This window comes from Microlunatus antarcticus (assembly GCF_014193425.1).
Taxonomy (GTDB): Bacteria; Actinomycetota; Actinomycetes; order Propionibacteriales; family Propionibacteriaceae; genus Microlunatus; species Microlunatus antarcticus.
Genome location: NZ_JACHZG010000001.1, coordinates 2,865,328 through 2,885,207, shown reverse-complemented (window position 1 = coordinate 2,885,207; position 19,880 = coordinate 2,865,328). Strand labels below are relative to the sequence as shown.

The window sequence follows — 19,880 nt, the reverse complement described above, 5'->3', positions numbered from 1 at the left end:
GTCGTACGGGCTCCAGCCCCACCGCCTGGGCCGGGGGCGCGCGCCCCCGTCCGCCTCAGACGGCCGTGTAACCGCCGTCGATGAGGTAGTACCCGCCCGTGATGAACGACGCCTCCGGTGACAGGAGGAAGGACACGAGGTGCGCCACCTCGTCGGGCCGACCGAGCCGGCCGAGCGGGTGCCGCTGGATCAGCGCCGCCCGGTACTCCTCGGGCAGGCCCGCGAGCAGCGGGGTGTCGATGTACGCGGGGCCGACGCAGTTGATCCGGAGGCCCTGCGGTCCGTACTCCGCGGCAGCGTTCTTGGTGATCCCGACGACGCCGTGCTTTGCCGCGGTGTAGGCCCCGTTCCCGAGCGCCGCGACGGTTCCGTGGATCGACGCCATGTTGACGATCGCGCACTGCTCCGCGCCCGCGGCGAGCATCGCCGGGATCTGATAGCGCATCCCGTACAGCACGCCGCTGAGGTTGATGCCGATGACCTTGTCCCAGGCGTCGACGTCCGTCTCCCCGGCCGGCGCCTGAGGTCCGCCGATGCCGGCGTTGTTCACCGCCAGGTGCAGGCCGCCGTACGTGTCGATGGCGTGCTGCACCGCCTTCTCGGAGTCGGCTGCACGCGCCGTGTCCTGCTCGAACGCGGACGCCGTGCCGCCGCCGTCGACGATCTGCTGCGCCACGCGCTTCGCACCAGCGAGGTTGATGTCGCTGACGACGACGCTCGCCCCCTTGGCCGCCAGCTCGAGGCTGATCGCCTCGCCGAGGCCAGAACCTCCGCCCGTGACGATCGCGATCTTGCCGTTGAAGTCAGTCATCGTTTGCTCTCCTTGCGCGCGGTGCTGGTTCCACAAGTGTTCCCGAATCGGCCGGATACCGCAGGCTGGCCCCGGGGGAGGCCTCGACGTCCCGGTCGCGGCTAGCGCGGGGTGGGGAGCTATGGCTCGTGGTCGTGATCATGGGGTTCTTCCCGTTCGGCTGCTACCTCGACTCTTAGCGACATTGAAAAATGCTTACACATGCCCCAGCCGCCTGTTTGCGACCACCAGAAAAGTTTTTGGCGGCCGAAGCAATAGTTAGAAGGATGGCGCGCTTTCCGACCCAAGAACGTCTAGCGCACATGACTTGGTCGATCTAACGGATTAGCTAGCGATGTTGGGCTTTTCCCTCGGCCGAGCACGGGCAGGTTGCGCAACCCCACTGATTCACATGGGTTACCCCTGGTCGCCCCGCAATCTGTTATCTTTGCGCTGTTTAGCTAAGGTACGTGCTTGCGGGGTATCTCCCTCTGCCAAGCGCGACCAATCCGAGGTTCAGTTCTTACACAGTTTCGGGGTACCCGCTATGAACTTGCTCTCGCAACTCCTGCCTGGCGTCCGAGATTTCCGGACACCCGTGGCGGTCGGAGTGCTCTGGGTATTAACGGTAATGCTGACCTTCACGGCACTCCCTCGAGGCGACGGAAGCTTCCGATCGCACCTGCTTACGGGTATTGAGCCGATTACAGTAAGCATGGCAAAATTTCCGACCGAGGTAAAGCTGTCTGTGGCGGCTCTGGCTATCTACTTATTAGGTGTGGCCGCAACAGTCATCGGTGATCGTGTGGCCCGCCTTCTGCGCGCGCTCTTCAAGCTCTTTATTGGCATTGTTGGAAGCATTTCGCTCGCAGTGCTTCTTCTGCAAACCAAGTTCGGCCAGCTGCTATTCTTCCTCGCCTTCCTACTCCTCGTGGCAATCGTCGTTGGTGCATCTAGCCTCTCGAAAGATCAGGGTTTCCTGAATCGTATGAACGTGAGGATTAGGAACGCCTCGACGGCTTCCCTCCTGCAATTATACGGACTTGGTTCTCGAACTCGCGAAGACATCGCAAGCGCATGGAATCCTGAGAGACGTCAGATCGAGTACTTTCGCACCCAAGATCTCTCTCGTCGCATCGACGTGGATCCGGGATTTATTGGCAGATTCGTGGAGCGAATGCAGTTTTCCGAGATTGCAAGAGCACTGAACTCGTCGTCAGAGAAGTTCGACGTCCCTAGTAAGCTCCTGCACTTTTCGAGCGAATATAGCTGGGACGCCATTGCAGATGCAGCAATCGGCCTGCACGCCTACTTGAAAGTCCCGAAGTCGTTCCGAAAGTGGTTGGTGCAAAGTTTGGACACCGTCGAGATCAAGGACCCCGCCACGGCATACCGACACCTGTTCAAGCCCCTAAACTGGCGAGCGAGACTCGGCCTCAACGACCCACTCTTACCGGAGGAGGTCCAAGCCGGGTTGAGCCAGATTAGAGACCCGACGTCGCAGATGCGTGCTGATTTCAAGGCGTCTTCCATCTATGACCAGATTATGACTCTAAGCGAGATCGGCGTCGCAGTGGATGCGGTGCCGAAGCAGAGTCGCCCATATGTCGACATCAGGAAGTTTACTTGGCGGAAGATTGAGCAGAGCTTAACGCGCAATGGAGGACCGCAGTTCGTCTCTACGGAAGATCTGGGCAGGTGGCTGGTCAAACGCTTGAGCGACCTCCTGAACGACAACGAACGTTACCGGCGCCTGTTTCTGCGCCAGATCGTGGACTCTGCTGCCTATACAAAAGACTTAGAAAGGCGCACAAAGGCTGGTCAGATCAGGCTTCGGGTAGAACAATCCGGCCTCTTCGACCTCTTCGACAGGCTCAAATCAGAAGCAGAGTTTCGAGTAAGTCTCTCTCTGCCGCTTGCGATCAGCGTGTCACTACTATGGCTGCTTCTCACCAAGGAGGTTTCCCTACTAAACTATCGCGTCCCGATGCGACTCAAGTCTTGGCTTGAGCCGGTAGGACTTCAAGACATACCAATAAGAGACTTCTATATCAATGTTCGATACATAATTTCAGTCTTGACAGGTATCGTAACGTTCGTAATCTTCACTGGCGCGGGCAAAGTCAAAGATATTGAGGCGTCGGCGATACTATATTCGAGTAACCGGTATATAGGCATCCCAATTGGGACGGAAACGTTTATTGAGGACGAAGACTTTACGGCTCGTCCGGTCCCCGGCTGGTTATTTCGCTGACCAAGACGCGTTGAGTTAAGGGTCGTTGTGATGCGCTGAAGTCTCCGAGCAACCGAGCACGCGGTGACTCTGCCTGACGAGGGTGGCTGCGACCGCAGTGTGGCTCTACGTGCCCTTCCGTTGACCGAGGGGATCGGCGCCATACATTCGTTGGGCTGTGTGTGACCACACGTTTTCGGCCTCTGCCTTCGATAGGCCCACAAGCACCGTACGCAGGCCGTCGAAGACCGGCCCATAGTCGCCGGCGACGATGGAGATCGGCCAGTCGCCGCCGTACATGAGTCGGTTCGCGCCGAAGACGTCGAGTGCGCGGTCTACGAACGGGCGAACCCCGTCGATGGTCCAGGACGCGAGGTCAGCGCCGGGGTACAAGCCGGAGATCTTGGCGTGCACGAGCGGGTTCTGGGCGGCGACTCCGATGAGGCTCCACCAGGGTTCGTAGGACGCCTCGCCGATCGGTGGCTTGGCCAAGTGGTCGATGACGATGCGCAGGTCCGGGTGGCGCTCGCTGATCGTCGCCACGTGCTCGAGGTGGCGGGGAAGGACGGCGACGTGGTCCCAGGGGAGGCCGGCCTGCTCGATCAGGCCGAGGGTCTCGTCCACGTCGGGGCGCAGGACCCAGTCCGGGTCCGCGCGATCGTGGGTCAGGTTGCGGATGCCGACGACGTACGGGTTGGCCTGCAGCACCTCGAGGCGGGCTGCGGCCTCGGCCGGGCGTTCGAGCGGGATGTAGGCGACCACGCCGACGACCTCGGGCCGCTCGGCGGCGACCTCGAGCATCAGGTCGGTGTCGCGGTCGTCGTCGTCGGCCTGGACGAGGATGACGGCGTCGACGCCGTTCTGCTCGAGCTGGGGCGCGACCTCGTCGAAGGTGAAGGTGCGGTTGAACGGCGGGACGTCCCGGTCGATCCAGGAGTAGGGCGAGCGGTCGAGGTCCCAGACGTGCAGGTGGGAGTCGATGATCACCGCAGCGCCCCCTCGGGGTCGACAACATCGGCAGCGGAGCTGCGGCCGGCCCAGAAGGTCCCGTCCGGGAAGGCGTACTCGGCGACGGAGGCGGTCTTGATCTCCGCGCTGTAGCCGGGCCGCGACGGGAGCACGTACGCGCCGTCGTCCACGATGCAGGGGTCGGTGAAGTGCTCGTGCAGGTGGTCGACGAACTCGGTCACCCGGTGCTCGGTCGTCCCCGACACCGCGACGTAGTCGAAGACCGACAGGTGCTGCACGAGCTCGCAGAGCCCGACGCCGCCGGCGTGCGGGCAGACCGGGACGCCGAACTTCTTCGCCATCAGGTAGACGGGCACGATCTCGTTGATCGAAGCCAGCCGGGCCGCGTCGAGCTGGCAGAAGTCGATCGCCTCCGCCTGGAACAGCTGCTTGAACAGCACCCGGTTCATGCCGTGCTCGCCCGTCGCGACGCCGATCGGCGCGACCGCCTTGCGGATCGTGGCGTGGCCGAGCACGTCGTCCGGGCTGGTCGGCTCTTCGATCCACAGCGGCTTGAACTCGGCCAGCGCCCGCACCCACTCGATGGCCTGCGGCACGTCCCAGACCTGGTTGGCGTCGATCATGAGGTTCGCGTCCCAGCCGATGACCTCGCGCGCGATCGAGCAGCGGCGTACGTCGTCCTCGAGGTTCGCGCCGACCTTGAGCTTCACGTGGCGGAAGCCCTGCTCGAGCGCCTCGGCGGCGAGGCGGCGCAGCTTGTCGTCGGAGTAGCCGAGCCAACCGGCGGAGGTCGTGTAGCAGGGGTAGCCCGTGCGGCCGAGGTCGGCAATGCGCTCGGCCCGGTCGGGGACCGACTCCGTCAGCATCGCGACGGCCTCGTTGCGGGTCAGGACGTCGCTGAGGTAGGTGAGGTCGAGGGTGTCGACGAGCACCTCGGGGTCCATGTCGACGAGCAGCTGCCACAGCGGCTTGCCGGCGACCCGGGCGGCGAGGTCCCAGACGGCGTTCATCACGGCGGCCATGGCCAGGTGCTCGACGCCCTTGTCCGGGCCGAGCCAGCGCAGCTGCGAGTCCGAGGCGAGCCCGCGGTACGTCCCGCCGAGGTCGCCGACCACGTCGGCGACGTCGCGGCCGATCAGCGGGGCGGCGCGGTGCTCGGCGGCGAGCACGCAGATGTCGTTGCCGCGCCCGATGGTGAAGGTGAAGCCGTGCCCGGCCAGATCCGGGTCGTCGGTGCGCAGCACGACATAGGCCGCGGAGTAGTCGGCGTCCTTGTTCATGGCGTCGGAGCCGTCCAGCGACAGCGAGGTCGGGAAGCGGAGGTCGACGACGTCGACGGCGACGATGCGGGTCATGAGGGGCTCCTGGTTGGGTTCAGCGGCAGGGGTGGGGCGAAGGATGCCGCGGCAGCGGAGGCTGCGGCGAGGGCCGGTTCGACGGGCTCGCCGCGCCAGACGACGGCGTCGACCAGCTCGTTGAGCACCTGGACGAGAGTGGGCAGCTCGGGTACGCGGGGCAGCGGGCGGGAGTGCGCGTGGGCCTGCTCGAACAGCGCGTGCTCGGGGTGGTCGACGAGGAGATCGGGATCGGCCCAGGTGCTCCGGCGGGCGCCGGACGCGCCGGCGCGGGTGGTCTCGAGGTCCGTCTCCGCGGAAGCCGCGTGGCGGACGTAGTCCCAGGCGCGGTCGGGGTCGGCGCAGGCCGTCGTCACGCACGTGACCCAGAAGGCGTTGACGGTGACGGTCGGGCTGCCGTCGTCGTGGGTCGGGGCGACCGCGCAGGCGAAGTCCTCCGCCACCGCGCCGGCGGCGGCCAGCGACGAGTAGCCGGCCCAGTTCACGGTGACGCCGACGCGTCCGGCGGCGAACTCCGAGCCGCTGTCGTTGCTGTCCATCTGCGCGGCAGCCGGACTCACCAGCGTGGTGACGACCTCGCGCAGGAAGGCGAGCGCGGCGCGCATCGGGGCGGTGCCGAGAACGATCCGGCCGTGGGCATCGATGAGGTCGCCGCCGAAGCGGCGCAGGTGCAGCACGAGGTCGTAGACGTTGTTGTGGCCGTCGGGCTTGCCGGCGAGGACGGTGCCGGCGCGGACGCCGGGCTCCTGCAGAGCGGCGGCCTGGGCGAGCAGATCCGACCAGGTCGTCGGTGGCTGGAGCCCGTGCTCGGCGAGCAGCGACGGTCGCGTGAACAGCAACTGCGGACCGTCGTGGAACGGCAAGCCGTAGACGTCGTCTCCCCAGGTGATGCCCTCGTGGAAGGACGGCGACCACGCGTCCGGCCAACCCTCTGGCGAGGTCTGCTCGAGGTACGGCGTCAGGCCGCGGATCCGCCCGCTCGCCGCCAGCGCGGGCAGCCAGTCGGCGGGGACGACGAGCAGGTCGGCGGTCGGGTCGTCGGGCCCGAGAGCGGCAGCCTCCAGCTCGGGCAGCCCGAGCCAGGTCGCCCGTACACCCTCGGTGCCGCCCGACGGCCAGGCCGTGGCGTGCGCGGACACGGCTCGACGGAACCCGTCGAACTCGCGGCCCAAGAGCGTCAGCGGCGCCGAGCTCATCCGCCGCGCTTGTTGGTCAGGTAGAGGTGCGTCAGGACCATCACGGTCTCGTCGCGCTGGTTGTTGACGGTGACGAGCTCGTGGACGTAGCCGTAGCGGTCGGGCTGCTTCTTGTGGTCAGAGAGCTCGGTGATCGCCGCGGTGACGGTGATCGTGTCGTCGATGAAGACCGGCTTGATGAACCTGATCTTGTCGTAGCCGTACGACATCGCCTGCGGGTTGATGTCCGTCGCCGTCATGCCGACCGCGACGGAGAGGATCAGCGTGCCGTGGGCGATTCGCTGGCCGGCGGGCTGGGTCTTCATCCACTCCGCGTCCATGTGGTGCGGGAAGAAGTCGCCCGTCTGGCCGGCGTGCATGACGACGTCGGTCTCGGTGATCGTGCGCCCGACCGACGTTCGGCTCTCGCCGATCTGGTAGTCCTCGAACCAGCGGTCCTCGGTCTTCATCGGTCCTCCCTTGTGTCCTGCTCGACCAGCAGACGCGCGGCCAGCTCGTTCGCGCGGTGCAGCAGCGTCTCGTCGCTCAGGTCGCGCCGCAGCGTCTTGGTGACCCAGGGCGAGACCGTGTCCTGGAGCTCGATGAGTCCGGCGGTGCGCGGGCGCACCCACGACTCCTCGACCGTCCGGCGGGTCCCGCGGAAGAAGTCGAGCGAGTCCGCGTTGAGCCGGTCGTCGTCCCATGACGCCCCGTAGCCGGGCTGGCCGCCGGCGTCGTAGTAGAGGCCCGACTGGATCTCCGGCGAGGCGACCCACAGCGCGTACGCGCGCGCCGCGGCCAGATCGGAGGCACGGCTTGATACCGCAACCCCGGCGCCGCCGAGCTGGGAGCCCGCGACCCCGCGCAGGCCGGCCGGCATGTCGACGTAGCGCAGCCGCTGCGGACGGAACGCGGCGCGGGAGTAGTTGCTGTAGCCGTAGAGCAGCGGCGCGTAGGCCCAGACCTCGTCGCTCTCGGCCGCGAGCGCCTCGGCGACCTGGATGGGGTTGGCCGACAGGCACCAGGCCGGGACCCGGTCGGCGAGGCGGTGCAGCAGGTCGAGGACGGGGGCGGCGTCCTCGGCGGAGAGGAACACGCCCGGCGAGGCCCCCACCGGGGTCCCGCGGTTGGCCGCGATTGTGCAGAGGCTCGACCACGCGTCGATCGGCTTGGCCGGCCAGATCACCCGACCCTCGTCCGCCAGCTCGAGCACCTGGTCCCAGGTCGTTGGCGCGTCCGGGAGCCGGTCGGGCCGGTGAACCGCGACCTGTGACGCGGTGTCGGTGGCGAGGCCGTACTGGTGGCCGGCGTGCGCGTACGTCGCGTGGCTCGGCCCGACCGAGTCGGCGGCCAGCGCGGCCAGCTCCTCGTCGTGCCCGGCCCCGTCGAGGGCGGCGAGCAGCCCGGCCTTGGCCGCCAGGGGCACGTGCGGGTGGTCGATGACCAGCAGGTCGTAGCGCGCGGTGAGGTCCTCGAGGGGCGCGTCGGCGAAGAGCTGCAGCGACCGGAACTCCCACTCGACCCGGACCCCCGTCCGCCGCTCGTACTCGGCGGCCGCCGCGACCTGGCAGTCGTAGCCGCGGGGGTGCTCCCAGGTGATGCCGCGCAGTGTCGTGATCGGGAGGGTCATCGGTTGTGCTCGCCCAGGGCCGGGCCGGGTCGCTCGCTCGTCAGGCGGTGGCCGTCGACACGGATCGGGCTGCGGGTGGTGGTCAGGGTGAGGTCGTCGGCGCTGACCTGCTGGGTCATCGCGATGGCGGCGAAGCCCTCGTGCGCGATCAGCTCCTCCAGCGTCAGGACGGGTGCGCACCAGACGTCCTCGGCGTCGAGCAGCGCGAGCCACGCGTCACGGGTGTCGGTCCGCAGCCGATCGGCGATCAGCTCCTCGATCTCCTCCTGCCGCTCCCACCAGGCGCTCGGGTCGCTCATCGAGGTCAGCTCGTGCAGCCCGAGCAGGCGCCCGATGGTCGGGACCGGGTTCATCGCGATGGCGAGGTAGCCGTCGGAGCAGGGGTAGATGCCGTACGGGGCGGGCAGGAACGCGTGCGCCGAGCGCGGACCCTTGCGCTGCACCGCGACGGTCGGGTCGTTCAGGCGGGTGGTGAGCAGCTCGAACTGCAGGTCGAGCAGGGCCTCGAAGAGGCTGGTCTGCACGAGGCCGCCGCGGCCGGTGCGGTAGCGGCGCACGAGCAGGGCGGTGATGCCCTGCGCCAGGTGGCAGCTGGCGAGGTGGTCGGCGACGGACAGGCCGACGGGGACGGGCGGGTCCTCGCGCGAGCCGTTCAGCCACGGCAGCCCGGAGATGGCCTGGGCCAGCAGGTCCTGGCCGGGCCGGTCCTTGAACGGGCCGGCGTCGCCGTAGCCGCTGACGCTGCCGTAGATGATCTTCGGGTTGATCGTGGAGACCGACGCGTGGTCAAGGCCGATGCGTTCCATCACGCCGGGGCGGAAGTTCTGGATCATCACGTCGGCGGTGGCCACGAGGTCGCGCACCATCGCCAGGTCGGCGGGGTCCTTCAGGTCGGCGGTGATGCTCTCCTTGTTGCGGTTCATCGCGTGGAACGACATGGAGCTCGCCCCGGCCATCCGCCCGCCGAACGCGAGGGTCCGACCGAGGTCGCCCGTGCCCGGGCGCTCGATCTTGATCACGCGCGCACCAAGATCAGCGAGCCGCAGGGCCGCGACCGGCCCGGCGAGGAACTGGCTGAAGTCGAGGACGGTCACGCCCTCCAGCGGCAGGTCCAGCTCGTCGGAGCCCTCAGGCACCGTCGCCGCCGTCACGCTTCTGGACCTGGCGGGCGCGCAGGTGGGTGGCGCCGCCGTCGACCTCGAGCGAGGTGCCCGTGGTCGAGCCCGCGCGCGGGCTGGCCAGGTAGGCGACCGCGTACGCGACCTCCTCGGGCGTCACCATCCGGCCGATGGCCTGGCGGGCGTCCATCGCGGCCTTCTCCTTGACCGGGTCGGGGAACGTCGCCAGCATCCGGTCCACGAACCCGGTGTGGACGGTCCCCGGTGCCACGCAGTTGACGCGGATGCCCTCGCCGACGTGGTCGGTCGCCATGGCGAAGGTGAGGGCGAGCACCGCACCCTTCGACGCGGCGTACAGGGTGCGCTGGGGGAGCCCGACCAGGGCCGCGATCGAGCACGTGTTGACGATGGCCGCGGCGTCGGAGCGGCGCAGGTACGGCATGGCGGCGGCCGACACGCGGGCGATCCCGACGACGTTGACGTCCAGGACGCGTGACCAGTCGTCGTCGGAGAGGTCCTCGACCGTGCCGACGGCGCTGATCCCGGCGTTGTTCACGACGACGTCGAGCTGCCCGAGCTCGGACACGACCGTGGCGATGGCCGCGTCGACCGACGCGCGGTCGCGGACGTCGCAGGGGACCGCCAGGACGCCCTCCGGGGCACCGCTGGGGTCGACGTCGAGCGCGGCGACGTGCGCCCCGCGCGCCACGAGCTCCTCGACGACGGCCAGCCCGATGCCGGCCCCGCCGCCGGTCACGACGGCGACCAGCCCGGCGAACTCCTGGCTCGGCTCCACGGGGCTCATCGGGTCGCCTGCTCGAACGTCTGCCGGCCCCGGCCGAGGCCGGTGATCTCGAGCTCCACGACGTCGCCTGCTTTCAGGTAGGGGTGGTCGGGCAGGCCGAGGGCGACCCCGGCCGGCGTGCCTGTGTTGATGACGTCCCCGGGCTCGAGGACCATGAACTGGCTCAGGTACCAGATCACGTGGTCGACGCCGAAGATCATGTCGGCCGTCGTGCCGTCCTGGCGGGCCACGCCGTTGACCGAGAGCGTGAGGCGCAGGTCCTGCGGGTCGGCGACCTCGTCCGCCGTGACCAGCTCGGGGCCGAGCGGGTTGAACGTCTCGCAGCTCTTGCCCTTGTCCCACTGGCCGCCGCGCTCGAGCTGGAACTCGCGCTCCGACACGTCGTGCGACAGCACGTAGCCGGCCACGTGGTCGCGCGACTCGGCGGGGGAGCCGAGGTAGCGCGCCGTACGGCCGATGACGACGCCGAGCTCGACCTCCCAGTCGGTCTTGGTCGAGCCGACCGGCACGAGGACGCGGTCGAACGGGCCGACGACGGTGCTCGGGTCCTTCATGAAGATGATCGGCTCCTCCGGCAGCGCCGCGCCGGTCTCCGCCGCGTGGTCGCGGTAGTTGAGGCCGATGCAGACGATCTTGCCGGGACGGGCGAGGGGTGCGCCGACGCGCAGGTCCGCCGCGCCGGGCAGCTCGGGCAGCGTGCCGTCGGCCACGGCGGTGGCGGCCCGCGCCAGGCCGTCGGCGGCGAAGAACGCGGGTCCGAGGTCGGCGACCCCGAGCGAGTCCAGCACCGGGCGGAGGTCGTGGTGGGTGCCGTCGACGACCACCGTGGGGATCTCGGCTCCGGCAGGGCCCAGGCGGGCGAGTCTCATCGTGCTCCTTCGTCGAACGGGGGTGGCTCGCCGCCGCTGGCTGCGGAGCGGTAGGCCGCCTCGACGACGGCCATGGTGCGGAAGACGTCGTCGACCGACGTCGGGAGCGAGGGGATCGAGCCCTCGCAGAAGCGTTGCAGGACGCTCATCGACCCGATGAAGGCGTCGGGGAACCACGAGCCCTTGAAGGGCAGCGGGCGCCAGCCCTCGTCGAGCCGGTCGTCGGTGACGACCTCGAGCCTGTCCTCGCCCCCGCGCGGGTAGTCGAGCAGGAGTCCCAGCTGAGCGCGGACGGCGCCCTGCGTGCCCTCCCACTTAACGAAGCTCTCCTCGTACGGGGCGCCGAAGTGGTGGTCGTGGTTCGTCGACACCACGACCCGGATGGGCCGGTCGCCGTAGGTCAGGGCGATGTCGGAGCGGGTGTTGGCGACGGTCTTGGCGGGGTGGCGGACGGTCACCGCGGAGACGCCGGTCGGGTCGCCCAGGAACGAGCGCAGCAGGTCGAGGTAGTGGACGCTGTGCATGTTGATCTCGAGGCGGGGGAGGTCGAGCACGTACGGGAACATCTCCCACGGCGTGTTCACCGAGACCCGGACCTCGACGTCGTACAGCTCGCCGATGGTGCCCGCGGCGATGAGCTCGCGGGCGGCGGCGACGTACGGGGCGAAGCGCAGCTGCGTGTTGACGGCGGCTACGAGCCCCTTGCGGTGGCAGACCTCGCGGGTGCGGACGCCGTCGGCGAGGTCGTTGCCGAGCGGCTTCTGCAGCAGCACCGGGGCTCCGTCCGGGAGCTGCTCGAGCACCCCGATGTGCGCCTCGGGCGGGAGGGCGACGTCGTACACCGCGTCGGCGGGCGCGTGGGCGACCGCGCCGGCGACGTCGTCGTAGGTCTCCGCGACGCCGTACGCGTCCGCCAGCGTCCGTGCGCGGCCCCGGTCGAGGTCGGTGAGACTGGCGACGGTTAAGCCGGCCTTCGCGTACGCGGGCAGGTGCGCGTCCCGGACGATGCCGCCGGCCCCGATGAGCACGATCGGCCGGGGCCGTTCCGGGAGGACGAGGCGGTAGCCGGGGTGCGGGGACCGCTCGGGCAGCGTACTCGGGTCACCCGCGGCGTACGGCGGCACGGTGACTCCTTCGCGGGTGGGCGAGCGGCACCCGGTGTGTCGCCCTCGACGCTGATCAAACGTTAGACCACGGCGACGGTCGAGGTCAACGGCGGGTCTTGCGCCCGGACGCCGACGTCATGTTGTGAGACGCCCCCTCACTTCGAAGCGCCAGAGGCGCCGTTCAAGCGTTATGAGCGGCTAAGCACCCCTCTGGCGCTCCAAAGTGAGGGAATCCCTCGCCGGAGGTCTTCGGAGCCGAGGGGCTTCCGCCGATTCGACGGCTCGACGCCTCAGGGCGACAGGGAAGCGGTCGACCCTCGCACCACCAGCACGGGGGCGGGGTCGAGGATCACCTCGTCGGTCATCGTCGCGTCCCCGATGCGGCGGATCACGCTGGTGACCGCCGTCCGGCCCATCGCGTAGAACTGCATGCGGACGGCGGTGAGCGGTGGCCAGGTGTTCTCCGCGGTCCAGGAGTCGAGGACGGTGACCACGGACAGGTCACCGGGGACGTCGATCCCGAGGGCGTGGGCCTCGGCGAGCAGCCCGACGGCGGCGTTCACGTTGGCGACGACTATGCCGGTCGGCCGCGGGTCGAGCTGCATCAGCGCCCGCAGGGCCTGCCGACCCTGGTCGGCGGTGTAGCCGAGCGCGGTCTCGTGGTCGGCGCGCGGGTCGAGCCCGGCCGCCCGCATCGCCTGCTGATGACCCCGGCGCCGGCGCTGGGCCGTGTAGGACGTCGGCAGCCCGCCGGCGAGGGCGATCCGGGTGTGGCCCAGCTCGACGAGGTGCTCGGTCGCGGTCCGGCCGCCGCCCACGTCGTCGACGGTGACCGACGAGGCGCGGCCGGGGGCGACGGAGTTGATCAGCACGACCGCCGCCCGGGGGTCGAGCAGCTGGGCCAGCGCGGCCGGGTCCACGCCGTCGGTGGCCTGGAGCACCAGACCGTCGACCCGGCCCTCGCCGAGCAGCCGGGCGATGACCTCGGTCTGCGGCCGGTCGGTGTCGAGGCGGCCGAGCAGGACCGTGTAGCCGTGCGCCGCGGCCTCGTCCTCGACGCCGTGCATGAGCTCGGTGAAGAGCGCGTTGGTCAGGTCGGGGACCACGAGCCCCAACACCTGGGTGCGCGCGGCCTGGAGCGCGCGGGCGGCGAAGTTGGGCCGGTAGCGCAGCTCCTCGGCCGCCGTCAGGATCCGCTGGCGGGTGTCGGGGCTGACGCGGATCGCCGCGTTCCCGCGCAGCACCTTCGAGACGGCCGAGACGGACACGCCGGCGCGCGCGGCGACCTCGGACAGCGTCACCGCCGCGGTCGCGGAGGCGCGGACGGGTTCGTCGGCGGGCCCGCCGTCAGCGCTCACGCCACGCCTCCCCGTCGTCGTCGGTGAGGACCGCGCTCGTGCCGACGCGGCCCTGCGCGCCCAGGCGGGGGGAGCCGCGTCCGCTGACGAGCGGTTCGCCGTCGATGCGGATGGGGCTGCGGGTCGTGGTCAGGCGTACGGGTTCGCCGCCCGGCTCCCGCGGCGGCCGCTCGACGGTCTGGGTCATGTCCACCGCGCGGAACGCGTCGTGGACGAGCAGCTCCTCCAGCGTCAGCACCGGTGAGCACCAGACGCCGTCGGCGTCGAGGAGGTCGAGCCACGCGTCGGTGGTGCGGCCGCGGAGGAGGTCCGGGAGCTCGGCCGCCGAGGCTGCGACGGTCCCGAGGAGCTGGGTCAACCGACCGGGCGCTGCGGTCAGGGCCAGCCAGCCGTCTTCGGTGGGGAAGACCCCCGAGACGGGAGCCGGAGCGAGCTCATCCGACTCGGCTTCGGAAGTCGCGGTCGCACTGAGCCGGTCGGTCAGGCGTACGAGCTGGAGGTCGAGCATGCCCTCCAGCAGGCTGGTCTCGACCAGCCCGCCGCGCCCGGTCCGGGCCCGGCGGACCAGGAGCGCGACGACCCCCTGCGCGATGTGGCAGCTGAGCAGGTGGTCGGCGAGCGAGAGGCCCACCGTGACCGGGCGGTCCCCGGAACCGCTCACCCAGGGCAGCGCCGAGACCGACTGCGCGAGCAGGTCCTGCCCGGGGCGGCCGGCCCACGGTCCGTCGGCCCCGTAGCCGGAGGCGCTGGCGTAGACGAGCCCGGGGTTGAGCTGGGCGACGGTGGGGTGGTCGAGCCCGAGACGTTCCATGACGCCGGGGCGGAAGTTGTGGAGCAGGACGTCGGCGCGGCGTACGAGATCCTTCACCAGGGCGAGGTCGGCCGGGTCCTTGAGGTCGGCGACGACGGCTTCCTTGTTCCGGTTCATCGCGTGGAACGACGCCGTGTCCCCGTCGATCCACCGGCCGGCGAAGGCGAGGGTCCGCCCGATCTCGCCGGTCACGGGCCGCTCGACCTTGATCACCCGGGCGCCGAGGTCCGCCAGCCGCAGGGCCGCGACCGGGCCGGCCAGGAACTGGCTGAAGTCGAGCACGACCGTTCCGTCCAGCGGGAGGTCCTCGCGGTCGAGCACAGCCCTCCGATCGTCACGACGCCAGCCGTCCGACGGGCCGAGAGTACGGCGGAGGCGTTCGGGGGAGCAACCAACCCGCCCGGTGTGGCCTCTTCACCCTCTCTTCCCGCTGGCTTTCACCGCGCGAGTGGCGCCACCCCACACGAGACACGCCGCGGAGGCGTTACGGGTGGCGCCACTCGCGCGAATTGGGAGGATCAAGAGCCGACCTCTTCGAGGCCCTTCGACAGGCTCAGGGGGCGTTGTTGCCCTTCGACAGGCTCAGGGAGCGTTGCGGCGTGAGCTCGTTCAGCTCCCAGGGGGAGTCGTAGCCGTCGGGGGAGGCGAGCAGGTCGAGGAACGGGACGGCGTCGAACGCCTCCGGCCCGAGGACGCCGGCGCCCGACCAGACGCCGGTGGCGAGGAGCTCGAGGGCGACGACCGGGTTGAGCGCCGTCTGCCAGACCACGCACTGCGCGCCGTCGATGCGCATCGAGTCGGCGTTGTCGACGACGTGGGACAGGTAGACCTTGCGCGGCTGGCCGTCCACGCCCGTACCGGTGACGAGCAGCCCGGCGCACGTCGCGCCTGACATCGCGTCACCGAGCCCGGCCGGGTCCGGGAGGCAGGCCGCGACGACGTCGCGCGGCGACACCTTCACCCCCTTGACGTCGACCGGGTCGGTCTTGTCCAGGCCCACCTTGTGCAGCGCCTTGAGCACGTCGATGAACTCGGTGCCGAGGCCGTACTTGAAGGTCACCTTGTCCGCGTCGAGCCAGCGCGGCATGAGGAGGACCTCCTCGTGCTCGACGTGCACGCACTCGACCGGGCCGATGCCGCCCGGGAAGTCGAACACCTCCGGCTCGCTGAACGGCTCGATCGTGTACCAGCCGCGGTCGCGCTCGTAGACGACCGGCGGGTTGAGGCACTCCTCGATCGTGGTCCAGATCGAGAAGCCCGGCGCGAAGGCGTAGCCGGCGACGGACAGGTTGCCGCCGTCGCGCACGCCCAGCTCGGTGACGTGGGAGAAGAGGTGGTCGACCGCGTAGCGCGCGAAGACGTCCGAGAGCCCCGGCTCGACGCCGATGCCGACCAGCGCGAGCCGGCCGTCGGCGCGCCACGCCTCGTCCTGCGCGAGCTGCTCGTCGCCGAGCTTGACGCCGGTCTGGGAGTACGGGTGCTCGGGGTGCGGCCGCGACAGCGACATCGCCATGTCGAGGTAGTCCGCCCCGGCCTGCCGGGCGCCCTCGAAGATCGGCATGACGAAGCGCGGGTCCACGGCGTTCATCACGTGGGTGGCGCCGTGGCGCCGGACGGCCTCGGCCACCGCCGTCGCGTCGGACGCGTCGACCCGGTCGGCGACGAAGCGCGTCTCCCCGGGGTTGCGCTCCCGCACGGCGGCGACCGTACGGTCCGCCCGGGCCTGGTCGTAGTCGGCCACGACCAGCGCCTCGAAGAACGAGCGCCGAGCGGCGATGCGCGCGATCGCGTCACCCACCCCGCCCGCACCGACCAGCAGAATCCGCATCGACTTGCCTCTCCACAAACGGGAATCGGAGCCCTAGACTCCCAGAAATCGCGGATTCCGCGCCATATTCGACGGCTGCGAAAAGATGTCGGCACTCGGGAGGCCCCATGGCGACCACAGTCCAGGACACGACCGGCACCGGTGCGGCGGCGGGCGAGAAGGGGCTCAAGGGCGGCGCCATCGGCCTCGTCTCGAGCATCGTGGTCGCCGTCGCCTCCACCGCGCCGGCCTACAGCCTGGCCGCGAGCCTGGGCTACGTGGTGCTGGTGGCGAACGGCGACGGCCTGGTCGGCGTCAAGGCCCCGTCGATCATGCTGCTCGCCTTCCTGCCGATGTACTTCATCGCCGTCGCGTACGCGGAGCTCAACAAGGCCGAGCCGGACTGCGGGACGACCTTCACCTGGGCGACCCGCGCGTTCGGGCCGAAGGCCGGCTGGATGGGCGGCTGGGGGATCATCGTCGCCGACATCATCGTCATGGCGAACCTGGCGCAGATCGCGGGGCAGTACACGTTCTCGCTCTTCGGGCTCACCACGCTGGCGGACTCGACCTTCTGGAGCACGGTCGCCGGTGTCCTCTGGATCGCGATCATGACCTACGTCTGCTGGCGCGGCCTGGAGCTGTCGGCCCGGATCCAGTACTGCCTGCTCGGGATCGAGCTGGTGGTGCTCGTGATCTTCGCCGTCTACGCGCTCGTCCGCGTCTTCGGCTCGAACCCGCCCGAGGGCTCGATCACGCCGAGCCTGACCTGGCTTTGGCCGTCGGGGCTGAGCCTGAACGCGCTCGTCACGGCCGTGCTCATCGCCGTCTTCATCTACTGGGGCTGGGACAGCGCCGTGGCGGTGAACGAGGAGACCAAGGACCCGGCCACCACGCCGGGCCGCGCCGCCATCCTGTCGACGCTGCTGCTGCTCGCGACGTACGCCATCGTCTCGATCGCCATGGTCGCCTTCGCCGGGGTGGGGGACTCCGGCGTGGGCCTGGGCAACGAGGCCAACGCCGACGACATCTTCGCCGCCCTCGGGACGCAGGTGTTCGGCGACAGCGCGCTCGGCCACGTGATGGAGGTGCTGCTGGTGATCACCGTCCTCACGTCCGCCTCGGCGTCCACGCAGACGACGATCCTGCCGACGGCGCGGACCTCGCTGTCGATGGCGGCCTACCGCGCCGTGCCCGCCCGCTTCGCCCGGATCCACCCTACGCACCTGTCGCCGAGCACCTCGACGATCTGGATGGGCGCGATCTCGATCGTCTTCTACGTCGGCATGACCCTGATCAGCGAGAACATCCTGGCCGACTCGATCGCCGCCGTCGGCCTGCTGATCGCCTTCTACTACGGCCTCACCGGCTTCGCCTGCGTCTGGTTCTACCGCCGGACGCTGACCTCGAGCCTGCGGAACTTCGTGATGCGGGGGCTCTTCCCGCTCCTCGGCGGGGTCATGCTGCTCGGCGCCTTCGTCATCGCGTCCTACCAGTACGCGCAGCCCGACTTCGGCGAGACCTCGATCTTCGGCATCGGCGGCGTCTTCGTGCTCGGCATCGGCTCGCTCCTGCTCGGCGTGGTGCTGATGCTGGCCTGGCAGGCACGCCACCCGGCCTACTTCCGGGGCGAGACGCTGCCCAAGCTGGCCGCCGACGAGCTCCTGCTGGTGCACGGTGGGACCCAGCAGCCGCGCGTGGCCCTGCCCGACTCGGGCGAGATGGCCACGGTCATCGCGCCCGACCGCTCCAACCTGCCGCCCGGCGCCTCCGCGGTCCGGCCGCAGGACCAGGACCCGCCGGGACGATGAACCTCCCCGAGCCCACCCCCCGGGCGGCTCGTCGTCCTCCCGTCCTGGACGACGTGTCGCGGGCGCTGGTCGAGATGCTGCAGCGCGACGGCCGGCAGTCGTACGCCGCGCTGGCCGCCGCGGTCGGCCTGTCGGAGTCGACGGTGCGCCAGCGGGTGCAGAAGCTCGTCGACGGGGGCGTGATCCAGGTGGTCGCGGTCACCGACCCGACGCAGGTCGGATTCACCCGCCAGGCCATGATCGGCATCCGCGTGGACGGCGACCCGAGCTCCCCGCTCGAGGCGCTCGAGGCGCTGCCCGAGGTCGAGTACCTCGTCAGCACGGCCGGGACGTTCGACCTCCTGGTCGAGGTCGTCTGCGAGGACGACGACCACCTGCTCGACCTGCTCGCCCGCCTCCGCCGGCTGCCCGGCGTGAGCAGCACGGAGACGTTCCTCTACCTCAAGCTCCACCGGCAGCGCTACGACTGGGGCACCCGGTGACGATCACCGGTCCCAGCCCCCGTCAGACGACATCCACGAAGATCGCAAGGAGCACGGCATGACCAGCACACCCCAGGAAGTCGCCCAGGAGTCCGCGGGCACCACCACGCCGCGCGGCACCGACCGCGGCCTCGCGGCCCGGAACCACCTGTGGAAGCACTTCACGCGCGAGTCGGCGTACGGCGAGGGCCACGAGGTGCCGATCATCGTGCGCGGCGAGGGGGCGTACATCTGGGACGACCGCGGCCGCCGCTACCTCGACGGGCTGGCCGGGCTGTTCGTCGTGCAGGCGGGCCACGGACGGCACGAGCTCGCCGAGGCCGCAGCCAAGCAGGCCCGCGACCTCGCCTTCTTCCCGCTCTGGTCGTACGCGCACCCGGCGGCGATCGACCTCGCCGAGCGGCTCGCGCACTACGCGCCCGGCGACCTCAACCGGGTCTTCTTCACCACCGGCGGTGCCGAGGCCGTCGAGAGCGCCTGGAAGCTGGCGAAGCAGTACTTCAAGCTGGTCGGCAAGCCGCTCAAGACCAAGGTCATCTCGCGCTCGGTCGCCTACCACGGCACCACCCAGGGCGCCCTGGCGATCACCGGCATCCCCGCGCTCAAGGAGGTCTACGAGCCGCTCGTGCCGGGCACGTTCCGGGTGCCGAACACCAACGCGTACCGCGCGCCCGATGTCTTCGCCGGCGACGGCAAGGCCTTCGGCCGCTGGGCGGCGGACCGCATCGAGGAGGCGATCCTCTTCGAGGGCCCCGACACCGTCGCGGCCGTGTTCCTGGAGCCGGTGCAGAACGCCGGCGGCTGCTTCCCCCCGCCCCCCGGCTACTTCGAGCGCGTCCGCGAGATCTGCGACGAGCACGACGTGCTGCTGGTCTCCGACGAGGTCATCTGCGCGTTCGGCCGGATCGGGTCGATGTTCGCCTGCGACGACCTCGGCTACGTGCCCGACATCATCACCTGCGCCAAGGGCATGACCTCGGGCTACTCACCCATCGGCGCCATGATCGCCAGCGAGCGGCTGTTCGAGCCGTTCGCGCACGGCACGACGACCTTCGCCCACGGCTACACGTTCGGTGGGCACCCGGTCTCGGCCGCGGTCGCGATGGCCAACCTCGACCTCTTCGAGCGCGAGAGGCTCAACGAGCACGTGCACACCGAGGGCCCGGCGTTCCGCCGGACGCTGGAGAAGCTGCTGGACCTGCCGATCGTCGGCGACGTCCGCGGCGAGGGCTTCTTCTACGGCATCGAGCTGGTCAAGGACAAGACGACGAAGGAGACCTTCGACGCCGACGAGTCCGAGCGGATGCTGCGCGGGTTCCTGTCGGGCGCGCTCTTCGAGGCCGGCCTCTACTGCCGTGCCGACGACCGCGGCGACCCCGTCATCCAGCTCGCCCCGCCGCTGATCAGCGGGCAGTCCGAGTTCGACCAGATGGAGTCGATCCTCCGCGACGTCCTCACGCGCGCCTGGGCGCTGATCTAGCGAGAACGCTCCTGCGGGAGGTGCGAGAACGCTCCCTGAGCTCGTCGAAGGGCCTCGAAGAGGTCAGCGTTCTTGCTGAAG

The 19,880-nt window shown here is 69.8% G+C and carries 17 protein-coding genes; 4 read left to right on the top strand and 13 right to left on the bottom strand.

Features of this window, described 5'->3' with window-relative positions; all coding sequences use genetic code 11:
* Window positions 1-55: 55 nt before the first annotated feature.
* Window positions 56-811 carry an SDR family NAD(P)-dependent oxidoreductase gene (locus tag FHX39_RS13425; RefSeq protein ID WP_183339178.1) on the bottom strand — a complete coding sequence of 252 codons (756 nt, stop codon included), beginning with the start codon at window positions 809-811 and terminating at the stop codon, window positions 56-58.
* Between the two features lie 577 nt (window positions 812-1,388).
* Here FHX39_RS13425 and FHX39_RS13420 point away from each other — a divergent pair.
* Window positions 1,389-3,044, top strand: coding sequence for a hypothetical protein (locus FHX39_RS13420; RefSeq protein ID WP_183339176.1), 1,656 nt, complete (start codon window positions 1,389-1,391; stop codon window positions 3,042-3,044).
* Window positions 3,045-3,149: 105 nt separating this feature from the next.
* On the opposite strand, the gene FHX39_RS13415 is transcribed toward FHX39_RS13420, so the two are convergent.
* The 12 genes from FHX39_RS13415 to FHX39_RS13360 all read right to left on the bottom strand — a co-directional run bounded on the left by FHX39_RS13415 (window position 3,150) and on the right by FHX39_RS13360 (window position 16,047).
* Complete coding sequence (locus FHX39_RS13415) at window positions 3,150-4,010, bottom strand: amidohydrolase family protein (protein ID WP_183339174.1); 861 nt, start codon at window positions 4,008-4,010, stop codon at window positions 3,150-3,152.
* Window positions 4,007-5,347 carry an L-fuconate dehydratase gene (locus tag FHX39_RS13410; RefSeq protein WP_183339172.1) on the bottom strand — a complete coding sequence of 447 codons (1,341 nt, stop codon included), beginning with the start codon at window positions 5,345-5,347 and terminating at the stop codon, window positions 4,007-4,009. The genes FHX39_RS13415 and FHX39_RS13410 overlap by 4 nt, the downstream gene beginning before the upstream one ends.
* Window positions 5,344-6,543 (bottom strand): ABC transporter substrate-binding protein, encoded by a 1,200-nt coding sequence (locus FHX39_RS13405; RefSeq protein WP_183339170.1) that lies wholly within the window; start codon window positions 6,541-6,543, stop codon window positions 5,344-5,346. Before FHX39_RS13405 ends, FHX39_RS13410 begins: the two co-directional genes overlap by 4 nt.
* A complete protein-coding gene (locus FHX39_RS13400) occupies window positions 6,540-6,992 on the bottom strand; it encodes a MaoC/PaaZ C-terminal domain-containing protein (RefSeq protein WP_183339168.1) in 453 nt (150 codons plus the stop codon). The genes FHX39_RS13405 and FHX39_RS13400 overlap by 4 nt, the downstream gene beginning before the upstream one ends.
* Window positions 6,989-8,152 carry an extracellular solute-binding protein gene (locus FHX39_RS13395; protein WP_183339166.1) on the bottom strand — a complete coding sequence of 388 codons (1,164 nt, stop codon included), beginning with the start codon at window positions 8,150-8,152 and terminating at the stop codon, window positions 6,989-6,991. Before FHX39_RS13395 ends, FHX39_RS13400 begins: the two co-directional genes overlap by 4 nt.
* Window positions 8,149-9,288, bottom strand: coding sequence for a CaiB/BaiF CoA transferase family protein (locus tag FHX39_RS13390; RefSeq protein ID WP_183339163.1), 1,140 nt, complete (start codon window positions 9,286-9,288; stop codon window positions 8,149-8,151). Before FHX39_RS13390 ends, FHX39_RS13395 begins: the two co-directional genes overlap by 4 nt.
* Window positions 9,281-10,075: an SDR family NAD(P)-dependent oxidoreductase gene (locus FHX39_RS13385; protein WP_183339161.1), complete on the bottom strand. Its 795-nt coding sequence runs from the start codon at window positions 10,073-10,075 to the stop codon at window positions 9,281-9,283. The genes FHX39_RS13390 and FHX39_RS13385 overlap by 8 nt, the downstream gene beginning before the upstream one ends.
* The gene (locus FHX39_RS13380) at window positions 10,072-10,944 is read right to left on the bottom strand and encodes a fumarylacetoacetate hydrolase family protein (protein WP_183339159.1); all 873 of its coding nucleotides are present in this window, start codon (window positions 10,942-10,944) and stop codon (window positions 10,072-10,074) included. The genes FHX39_RS13385 and FHX39_RS13380 overlap by 4 nt, the downstream gene beginning before the upstream one ends.
* Entirely contained in the window at window positions 10,941-12,068 is a 1,128-nt protein-coding gene (locus FHX39_RS13375) for a Gfo/Idh/MocA family protein (protein WP_198423395.1), read from the bottom strand. The genes FHX39_RS13380 and FHX39_RS13375 overlap by 4 nt, the downstream gene beginning before the upstream one ends.
* 272 nt (window positions 12,069-12,340) lie before the next feature.
* On the bottom strand, window positions 12,341-13,408 hold the full coding sequence (locus FHX39_RS13370) for a LacI family DNA-binding transcriptional regulator (protein ID WP_198423394.1): 1,068 nt from the start codon (window positions 13,406-13,408) through the stop codon (window positions 12,341-12,343).
* The gene (locus FHX39_RS13365) at window positions 13,398-14,540 is read right to left on the bottom strand and encodes a CaiB/BaiF CoA transferase family protein (RefSeq protein ID WP_183339157.1); all 1,143 of its coding nucleotides are present in this window, start codon (window positions 14,538-14,540) and stop codon (window positions 13,398-13,400) included. Before FHX39_RS13365 ends, FHX39_RS13370 begins: the two co-directional genes overlap by 11 nt.
* Before the next feature lie 232 nt (window positions 14,541-14,772).
* Window positions 14,773-16,047, bottom strand: coding sequence for a saccharopine dehydrogenase family protein (locus tag FHX39_RS13360; RefSeq protein ID WP_183339155.1), 1,275 nt, complete (start codon window positions 16,045-16,047; stop codon window positions 14,773-14,775).
* Window positions 16,048-16,154: 107 nt separating this feature from the next.
* Here FHX39_RS13360 and FHX39_RS13355 point away from each other — a divergent pair, with 107 nt between their 5' ends.
* Genes FHX39_RS13355 through FHX39_RS13345 form a run of 3 tightly spaced genes read left to right on the top strand, consistent with a single transcriptional unit; the run spans window position 16,155 to window position 19,799 of the window.
* Window positions 16,155-17,837 (top strand): APC family permease, encoded by a 1,683-nt coding sequence (locus FHX39_RS13355; protein WP_183339153.1) that lies wholly within the window; start codon window positions 16,155-16,157, stop codon window positions 17,835-17,837.
* Complete coding sequence (locus FHX39_RS13350) at window positions 17,834-18,319, top strand: Lrp/AsnC family transcriptional regulator (RefSeq protein WP_183339151.1); 486 nt, start codon at window positions 17,834-17,836, stop codon at window positions 18,317-18,319. The genes FHX39_RS13355 and FHX39_RS13350 overlap by 4 nt, the downstream gene beginning before the upstream one ends.
* Before the next feature lie 58 nt (window positions 18,320-18,377).
* A complete protein-coding gene (locus tag FHX39_RS13345; protein ID WP_183339149.1) occupies window positions 18,378-19,799 on the top strand; it encodes an aspartate aminotransferase family protein in 1,422 nt (473 codons plus the stop codon).
* Window positions 19,800-19,880: the final 81 nt, after the last annotated feature.